The 3,748-nt window shown below is 64.6% G+C and carries 3 protein-coding genes; all 3 read left to right on the top strand.

The window, feature by feature from the left end:
• On the top strand, nt 1-742 hold a 742-nt coding region (locus tag ABW043_RS00695), incomplete at its 5' end, for a class I SAM-dependent methyltransferase (RefSeq protein WP_353919323.1).
• Between the two features lie 12 nt (nt 743-754).
• Nucleotides 755-2,641, top strand: a complete 1,887-nt coding sequence (cobT, locus tag ABW043_RS00690; protein ID WP_353919322.1) for a cobaltochelatase subunit CobT — start codon at nt 755-757, stop codon at nt 2,639-2,641.
• Nucleotides 2,641-3,630, top strand: a complete 990-nt coding sequence (locus ABW043_RS00685; protein ID WP_353919321.1) for an esterase-like activity of phytase family protein — start codon at nt 2,641-2,643, stop codon at nt 3,628-3,630. Before cobT ends, ABW043_RS00685 begins: the two co-directional genes overlap by 1 nt.
• The last annotated feature ends 118 nt before the right edge of the window (nt 3,631-3,748 follow it).

Below are 3,748 nucleotides of genomic sequence, written 5' to 3'. Positions count from 1 at the left end.
CATGGCCCAGAACATCTATGATGATGCGGCCTTCTTCGAAGGCTATCGCCAGTTCCCGCGCTCGGCGCAGGGACTTGGCGCCGCTGCCGAATGGCCGCACCTTCGCGCCATGCTGCCGCCCATGGCGGGCCTCAAAGTTCTCGATCTCGGCTGCGGCTTTGGCTATTTCGCCCGCTGGGCCGTGGCCGAAGGCGCTGCCCATGTGACCGGGCTCGATCTCTCGCAAAAGATGCTGGCCGAAGCGCAGAAGAACTGCGCCGGCCTGCCGGTGACCCTCGCCCGCGCCGATCTTGAAACGGCACATCTCGGCACCGACCAGTTTGACCTGGTCTTTTCCTCGCTCGCCGTCCACTACCTCGCCGATTTCGACGCCTTCCTCGCCCGCGTGCGAAAAGCTGTTCGCGAAGACGGCCGCTTCGTGTTTTCCATGGAGCACCCGGTTTTCGCCGCGCGCGCCAATCCAGAATTCGTCACCGATGCCAGCGGCCGCCAGGTCGCAGCCATTGCCGAATATCTGCGCGAAGGCGAACGCCGCACCAATTGGATCGCGGACAATATCGTAAAATATCATCGCCTGATCTCGACCACGATCATGGCTCTCAAGCGCGCCGGCTTCGAGCTCGACGCCATTGAGGAATGGGCCGCGAGCGACGATGATATCGCTGCCCATCCCGAATGGGAGAAGGAACGCTACGAGCCCATGTTCCTGCTCTTCGCCACACACGCGGCCTCCAAGCCCTAACGGTATCCAATCATGGCAACTCCCCCGCGCAGCAAGCCCAACAAGCCCGACCAGACCCAGGCCTTCAAATCGGCCATGGGCGCCACGGTGCGCGCCATTGGTGCCAAGGCAGAGCTCGAAGTCACCTTTACTGCCGACCGGCCGCTGCTGACCTCGGACAAGGCCCGCCTCGCCAACCTGCCGCGGCTGCCCACCAAGCGCGATATCGCCATTGCCCGTGGGCAAGGCGATGCCATGGCCATGCGGCTCGCCAGCCACGACCCCGATACGCACCGCAAGCGTAGTCCGATGGACCCGCAGGCCCGCGCCGCCTTCGACGCGCTGGAGCAGGCCCGTGTCGAATCTTTGGGTGTCATCCGCATGCCGGGCATGTCCGGCAACATCCACGAAATGCTGGAAGACCGGCTCTTCCGCGCCAATTTCGCCGAAGTCGACGACAAGAACGAGGCCCCGCTCGCTGAAGCGCTGGGCCTGATGCTGCGCGAAAAGCTCGCTGGTGTCCCGGTGCCGCCCTCGGGGCACGCGCTGGTCGATCTCTGGCGCAAGGAGGTGGAAGCGAAGGCCTCGACATCCATCGACAAGCTGCTCTCGACCTATGAGAACCAGGAAGATTTCTCCAAGGCCGTCAGGGCCGTGCTGCGCGATCTCAACCTGATCGCTGAAAGCGACATGGAAGATCCGGACGCGTCGGACGAGGACGACGCCAACGACAGCCAGCCCGAACAGGCTCAGGGCTCCGACCAGTCGCCCGAACAGGGCGAAGGCGAGAACGAGCAGGCTGAATCGGAAGAAGACCAGCAGTCCGGCGAAAGCGAAGAAACCGGCGATGTCGAAGGCATGGAAGCCGACATGGCCGATGTCGACGACGACGCCGAATCTGAAGCCGGCGAAGACGCGCCCATGCCGCCTCCGGCAAAGGACGGCGGCGAGCGGCTGTCGAACCAGTTCCAGTACAAGGTCTTCACCACCAAGTTCGACGAAGTGGTGAAGGCGGCTGAACTCTGCCCGCCCGACGAGCTGGACCAACTCCGCGGTCTCTTGGACAAGCAGCTCGAAAACCTCGCCGGTGCCGTGGCGCGCCTTGCCAACAAGCTGCAGCGCCGCCTGATGGCGAAGCAGAACCGTTCCTGGCAGTTCGACCTCGAAGAGGGTCTCCTCGACACCGCACGCCTCACCCGCGTCGTGACCGACCCCATGCAGGCTCTCAGCTTCAAGGTCGAGAACGACACCGATTTCCGCGACACCATCGTCACGCTGCTGATCGACAATTCCGGCTCCATGCGCGGCCGCCCGATCACCATCGCGGCCATCTGCGGCGACATTCTCGCCCGCACGCTGGAGCGTTGCGGCGTGAAGGTCGAAATCCTCGGCTTCACCACCCGCGCCTGGAAGGGCGGCAAATCTAGAGAAGCCTGGCTCGAAGCCAATCGCCCCGCCAATCCCGGTCGCGTCAATGACGTGCGCCACATCATCTACAAGGCCGCCGACGAGCCATGGCGCCATGCGCGGCGTAACCTGGGCCTGATGATGCGCGAGGGGCTCCTGAAGGAAAACATCGACGGCGAGGCACTCGAATGGGCGCGCAAGCGCCTGATGTCGCGTCCCGAACAGCGCCGCATCCTGATGGTGATTTCGGATGGTGCGCCGGTCGATGACAGCACCCAGTCGGTCAACGCCGGCAATTATCTCGAAGCCCACCTGCGTCAGGTCATCGAGGACATCGAAACCCGCTCGCCGATCCAGCTCGTCGCCGTCGGCATCGGCCACGATGTGACGCGCTACTATCGTCGCGCCGTGACCCTGCTCGATGCCGAGGAACTGGCCGGCGCCCTGACCGACGAATTGGCCGCACTCTTCGACGAAGAAATGCCCGGGCCCGCAAGGCGGCGCGGTCGCTGATGCTGCGGCGCTGGGCCCCGATAGCCTGCCTTGCGCTATTGGCCCAGCCCGCTCTGGCGGTCGACGTCACGGTGACGTCGGCCCAGGTCACGCGCTTCAAGGGCGTCGGGCTCGACGAGCCCGTGGGGAAGCTGATCTTCCGCGGCGGACTGACCCTGCAATCGCAGGACGACATGTTCGGCGGTCTCTCGAGCGTCACCACCACCGGCCCCGACCAGAACATCGCCTTCGTCACCGACCGCGGCCAGTTCGTCTCCGGCAAGCTCGCCTATGACCAGGACGATCGGCTCCTCAGCCTCATCGGGGTCACCATGGACCCCATCCAGAATTCCGGCGGCGCCCCCCTGCCCCGCCAGTATGCCCGCGACGCCGAGGGCATGGATACGGTGCTTCGCGACGGCGTGCCTGTGGCCGTGCGTGTGAGCTTTGAAAACCTCACCCGCGTCGCCGACTTTGCCATCACCGACAGCCGCCCCGGCGGCCCCGCCCGCGAAATCACCATTCCCGACTGGCTGACCGACTTGAGGACCAACAAGTCGCTCGAAGCCATCTGCATCGCCCCGCCTGCCTCGCCCATCGCCGGCTCGACCCTGCTGCTGACCGAAGAGGCGCTCGACGAGAACGGCAACCATCGCGGGCATTTCCTCGGCCAGAACGACAAGGGCCCGGTTGCCTATGTCAATTCGCCGGTGGTCAATCCGACAGACTGCGCCTTCTTGCCCAATGGCGACCTGCTTGTGCTCGAACGCGGCGTCGCCCTTTTCAGCTTCGTCATGAACCTCCGCCGCATTCCCGCCGCCGAGGTCCGCCCCGGCAATCTGATGCAGGGCGAACTTTTGCTCTCTGCCGAAGGCGCCGAGATCGACAATATGGAGTCGATCATGGTGCACGTCACGCCCGGCGGGGAGACCCGGATTTTCATGGGCTCGGACAACAATTTCAACGACTGGCAGCGCCACCTGCTGCTGGAATTCGCGCTGGCGGAGTAAGAGCGTCCGCGCCTCCAACACACTCGATGTCACCCCGGCGCAGGCCGGGGCCCATCCTGAGATGCCGCAGCCCAAACGATACGGCGACTCCCAATAATCGTGAGATGGCCCCCGGCCT

This window comes from Devosia sp. (assembly GCF_040509215.1).
In the GTDB taxonomy this organism is placed as follows: Bacteria; Pseudomonadota; Alphaproteobacteria; order Rhizobiales; family Devosiaceae; genus Devosia.
The sequence above is the reverse complement of the archived record's forward strand: the minus strand, read 5'-3'. Positions and strand labels throughout refer to the sequence as shown.